The sequence below is a fragment of the Mesorhizobium sp. M7A.F.Ca.CA.001.08.2.1 genome (genome assembly GCF_003998455.1).
Taxonomy (GTDB): domain Bacteria; phylum Pseudomonadota; class Alphaproteobacteria; order Rhizobiales; family Rhizobiaceae; genus Mesorhizobium; species Mesorhizobium ciceri.
This window is the reverse complement of sequence record NZ_RZPW01000617.1, coordinates 1-3,875: the sequence shown is the minus strand read 5'-3', so window position 1 is coordinate 3,875 and position 3,875 is coordinate 1. Positions and strand designations below refer to the sequence as shown.

Below are 3,875 nucleotides of genomic sequence, written 5' to 3'. Positions count from 1 at the left end.
GTTCAAGACGTCGACGGTAACCAATTTTCTTAACGTAAAATATTAAAGTTAAGAAATGGAAAACGGATTGTATCCGCGAAATTAAACACTCCAAGGTTGCAAGATTTTCGGCAAAATGCACTACTCGGTTCGGGGGTAAGTCTTAAGAAGTCGAAGAAAACACTACTAGCAACAATGGAGATAAGTTATGAAGAAGTTCGCACTTGTACTCACCGCTGCTATGGTTTCGTTCTCGACTGTCGGCGCCTATGCCGGCGGCTGGGGAGGTAGCTCGGGTAGCCTGATCAATGTGTCGCCGTCCATCGGTGTCGGCCAGGTGACCGCGCTCAATGGCATCCTGAGTGGCAACAACATCCTGAGCGGCAATGTCGTCCAGGGCATTCTGAACGGCAACAAGACCAACGTCCTTACCGGCGTTCTCAGCGGTATCGGCGTCAATGTCCTTGGCGGCAACAGCTACAAGCTGGGCGGCCGCCGCTAAGCAGGAAAGTCACGGGCATCCTATGTCACGTGTCGTGGGCAGGAGGGTCTTCAACACCTCCTGCTTCCGCTTCTGGGTCTGCCCAGTCAAAGCGCGGGAATCAGCTAGATCTTCGCCCGCAGGCCCACAAATGCATCGACCGTGTGTTCGCGCTCGTCGATCACGGTCTTGAAGGTCTCGGAAACGTCGACGCGAACGACAATGGCCATCGATTTGGTCGCGTTGTACGTCGCTTCGGCATAGACGCCTTTGCGGCGCTCCTGGTTCTCGTAGAGCAAATTGTCCTTGAGCTCATAGAAGATGCCGGAAGCGATGCCGAGGTTTTCGCGCACCTTCATGCCCAGTTCCAGTTCCGCGCGCTGCAGCCAGGAAGCTAGCGGATCGTCGGTTTCGGACGTTTCGTAGCGGCCGAAATAGGTGCCGCGCAGCTCGAAGCCATGCGGCAGAGGCTTGCCGAAGGTGACTTGCCAGGTCGGACGCCAGCGCTGGTAGATGTCGTCGGCGCCACGCAGGAACTGCGCACCCAGCGCCACGCCGAGCGTCGAACCATCGGATGCCTTGTAGGCCGCCTCGGCGCGCAGCGTATAGGCGTTGAACGACAGGAAAAGCGGCGGGTAGCCGATCTCCTCGACGCTGGCGAACAGCGCGGACGCGGACGCGCCGAAGGCAAGCTGGCCAACTGTCCGGGTGACCCGGGCGGCCAACTGGAAGAGATTGCGGTCGGCATGCAGCTTCGCCGGCAGGATGAGATCTTCCTGGAACTGCGTCGCGCCGAGCTTTTCGTAGCTGTCGGCGGCCTCGAGGATCAGCGAGGTGGCGTTGCCGAGGTCGATGCCGAGCTGTGTCTGGGCGCCGAAGACCTGCTTGAACTCGCGCGTACCCAGCGTCAGCGGGCCGATATCCAGATTGTCGCCGGCGCTGGAGACGCGATAGCTGAGCGATCCCCTCAGTTCGAGACCCGGGCCGAGCCGGCGGAAGGCCTCGGCCGACAGCGACAATCCGCGGTCGTCCTCGATCGACGTCTTGTCGTAATGCGTTACCTGGAAGTCCGCGCTGAATTTCGCGTTGGCGTCGTTGTCGCCCCATTGCTGCTGCAGCGAACCGCGCAACAGTGTGTACCAGTCCTTGACCGCATGGTCGCTGTCCAGCGCGTTGTTGGTCCAATGCCGTTCGAGACTGCCGGTGATTGTCGGATCGGTCGCTATTTCGGCAGCCGGTGCTGCTGGTGGTTCTGCCCTGGCGGTCACGGCCGCGCAGGCCATCAGCAGGCCTAGGCCGGCGCTGCCAAGCAATTTGCGGGAAAGTGGAGCGACCGTCTGTCTTTCTGCCGGTCGGCGCTTTCGGGAAACCATGCTCCGCGCTCTCCGGACTGAAACCCCTTCCGCCATGCGGGGGTGGCGCAGCGGAAGGGGCTGGAGGTAAACCGCTGTGAAGCGGAAGGAACAGGCACTCTTGCCTGCAGGATTACTGTGGCATTGAACCCATAAGGTGTGTTTTCCGGACTATTCTCCCTATGCGTGTACTTAATTGTACCTGAGGTATTTGTTTGCATCGGGAACCTGAAACGGTCGCTGATTGTTTCTCATCGCGCCGCAGCGTCGAGGATTTCGATAAATGGAAAAGCATTTCACCAAGGTTGCCAACTGGGTCGCCCGCATAGCCGGCCTGCCGCCGACATTCGCCGTCTGTTGCCTCATCATCATCGCCTGGGGGGTGAGCGGTCCGTTCTTCGGCTTTTCGGACACTTGGCAACTCGTCATCAACACGGGCACGACCATCATCACCTTCCTGATGGTCTTCCTGATCCAGAACACTCAGAACCGCGACGGCGCGGCGATCCAGGCCAAGCTCGACGAACTGATCCGGGTCGGCAAGGGCCACAACCACTTCATCGGCATCGAGCATCTGACCGAATCCGAAGTCGAGGAAATCCGCGCCAAATGCGAGCGTGCGGCAAAGCGGCATGACGAACAGATCGCCGACATCGCGGCGAAGAAGGCCGTGGCACAGAAGCGCGGGTCGAAAAAGCAAGCGGCCTGAAGATCAGCCTTTCATGAAGGCTGCGAAACTGCCTTTGTGGTCCGGATGCCAGCGCGACAAAGCGGGGCGGTTCTCGATGATGTCGCCGATCGCCCAGGCCATGCGCTTTTCATCCAGCGGCCGGGCCGCCTCGTTGTCCGGGCACAGGATGTAGAAATCTCCCCTGGTCAGGGATTCCAGCATGAAATCCACAACCTGTTCGCCGGTCCAGGCGCCGGCCGGTTTTTCCGTCGCACCCTCGGTCAGACCGGTAAAGGTGAAGCCGGGGATCAGCAGATGGGCAGCGACATGGGCGCCGGGTTCGTTGCGCAACGCGTGCGCCAGGCCTTCCGTGAAGGTTTTCACTCCTGCCTTGGAGACATTGTAGGCAAGATTGCCGGGCGGCGTGGTGATGCCTTGCTTGGAGCCGGTGTTGACGATCAGACCCGGCCTGGCCGAGGCCAGCATGCGCGGCGCGAAGGCCTCCACGCCATGCACAACGCCCCAGAAATTGATGTCCAGCAGCCGTTTCCAGGCATCGCGGTTTTCCCACGGCTTTCCGGGGTTGTCGCCCACGCCGGCATTGTTCATCAGCAGCGACACGCCGCCGAAGGCGCCGAACGCCCTCTCGGCGAGACGGTCCATCTCATCCGCCTTCGAAACGTCGGCGGCGACGGCAAGCACGGCACCGTCGCCGGCAATCGCGGAAACGGCGCGCGAGGCGTCGTCAAGCCGCGCGCCGCCAATGTCGGCCAGCACGATCTTCATGCCTAGCAATGCAAGCCGCTTGGCGGCCGCCAGACCGATGCCGCTGGCAGCGCCGGTGATCACGGCGGCATTGCCTGGAGCAAGCGCGGGCAGGGCGGTCTGGATCTCGGCGTCGGTGATCATGGGCGATGGATTCCTTGTTCGATGGCGCCGAACTTAGCGCCGGAACGGGCCGGTGCAAGCCTCTGCTCGTCTTGTCGGGTTGACCAGTCCGGCCGAGGCTGCGCATGTTGCCCCTTGTCCCCGCAAAAGAGATTTAGGCCTGGGGACAAACGGAGGTTCCTGATTGACGGACTGGGTTGCAATTCTGAAGGAGCAGACCGCCATTGGCGACCAGATGGGCCGCGAGGTGCCGCAGATGCTGGCCAATGCCGACATCAGCGAAGCGCAGGTGAAGACACTCTTTTCCGCGCTGGAGAAACAAGCCGAGTTCGTCGAGAAACTGCGCATGGCGCTGGAAAAATTCGGCCATGATTTCTCGATCATCAAGGCCGCGGAACGGCTGGAGGAGCTCTATGCCGACCTCGCTGCATCGGTGGCGGAAAAACTGAAAGCGATGCGCAAGTAGGGCAATTCGGGAAAGCCGTGCAGCGCCCTACCTTGAAAA

Annotated in this window: 5 protein-coding genes; 3 read left to right on the top strand and 2 right to left on the bottom strand. The window is 60.7% G+C overall.

The genetic code is table 11. The features are described from left to right. Positions 1-187 precede the first annotated feature (187 nt). Positions 188-481: a hypothetical protein gene (locus EN914_RS27555; protein WP_024501450.1), complete on the top strand. Its 294-nt coding sequence runs from the start codon at positions 188-190 to the stop codon at positions 479-481. Between the two features lie 104 nt (positions 482-585). On the opposite strand, the gene EN914_RS27550 is transcribed toward EN914_RS27555, so the two are convergent. Next, on the bottom strand, positions 586-1,833 hold the full coding sequence (locus EN914_RS27550; protein WP_032898581.1) for a hypothetical protein: 1,248 nt from the start codon (positions 1,831-1,833) through the stop codon (positions 586-588). Positions 1,834-2,095: 262 nt separating this feature from the next. Here EN914_RS27550 and EN914_RS27545 point away from each other — a divergent pair, with 262 nt between their 5' ends. Next, positions 2,096-2,521: a low affinity iron permease family protein gene (locus EN914_RS27545; RefSeq protein ID WP_013530978.1), complete on the top strand. Its 426-nt coding sequence runs from the start codon at positions 2,096-2,098 to the stop codon at positions 2,519-2,521. Positions 2,522-2,524: 3 nt separating this feature from the next. Here the strand turns inward: EN914_RS27545 and EN914_RS27540 are convergent, their stop codons facing one another. Further along, entirely contained in the window at positions 2,525-3,391 is an 867-nt protein-coding gene (locus EN914_RS27540; protein WP_024501448.1) for an SDR family NAD(P)-dependent oxidoreductase, read from the bottom strand. A 163-nt stretch (positions 3,392-3,554) separates the two neighbouring features. Between EN914_RS27540 and EN914_RS27535 the strand changes: the two genes are divergently transcribed. Continuing rightward, the gene (locus tag EN914_RS27535; RefSeq protein ID WP_024501447.1) at positions 3,555-3,836 is read left to right on the top strand and encodes a hypothetical protein; all 282 of its coding nucleotides are present in this window, start codon (positions 3,555-3,557) and stop codon (positions 3,834-3,836) included. The last annotated feature ends 39 nt before the right edge of the window (positions 3,837-3,875 follow it).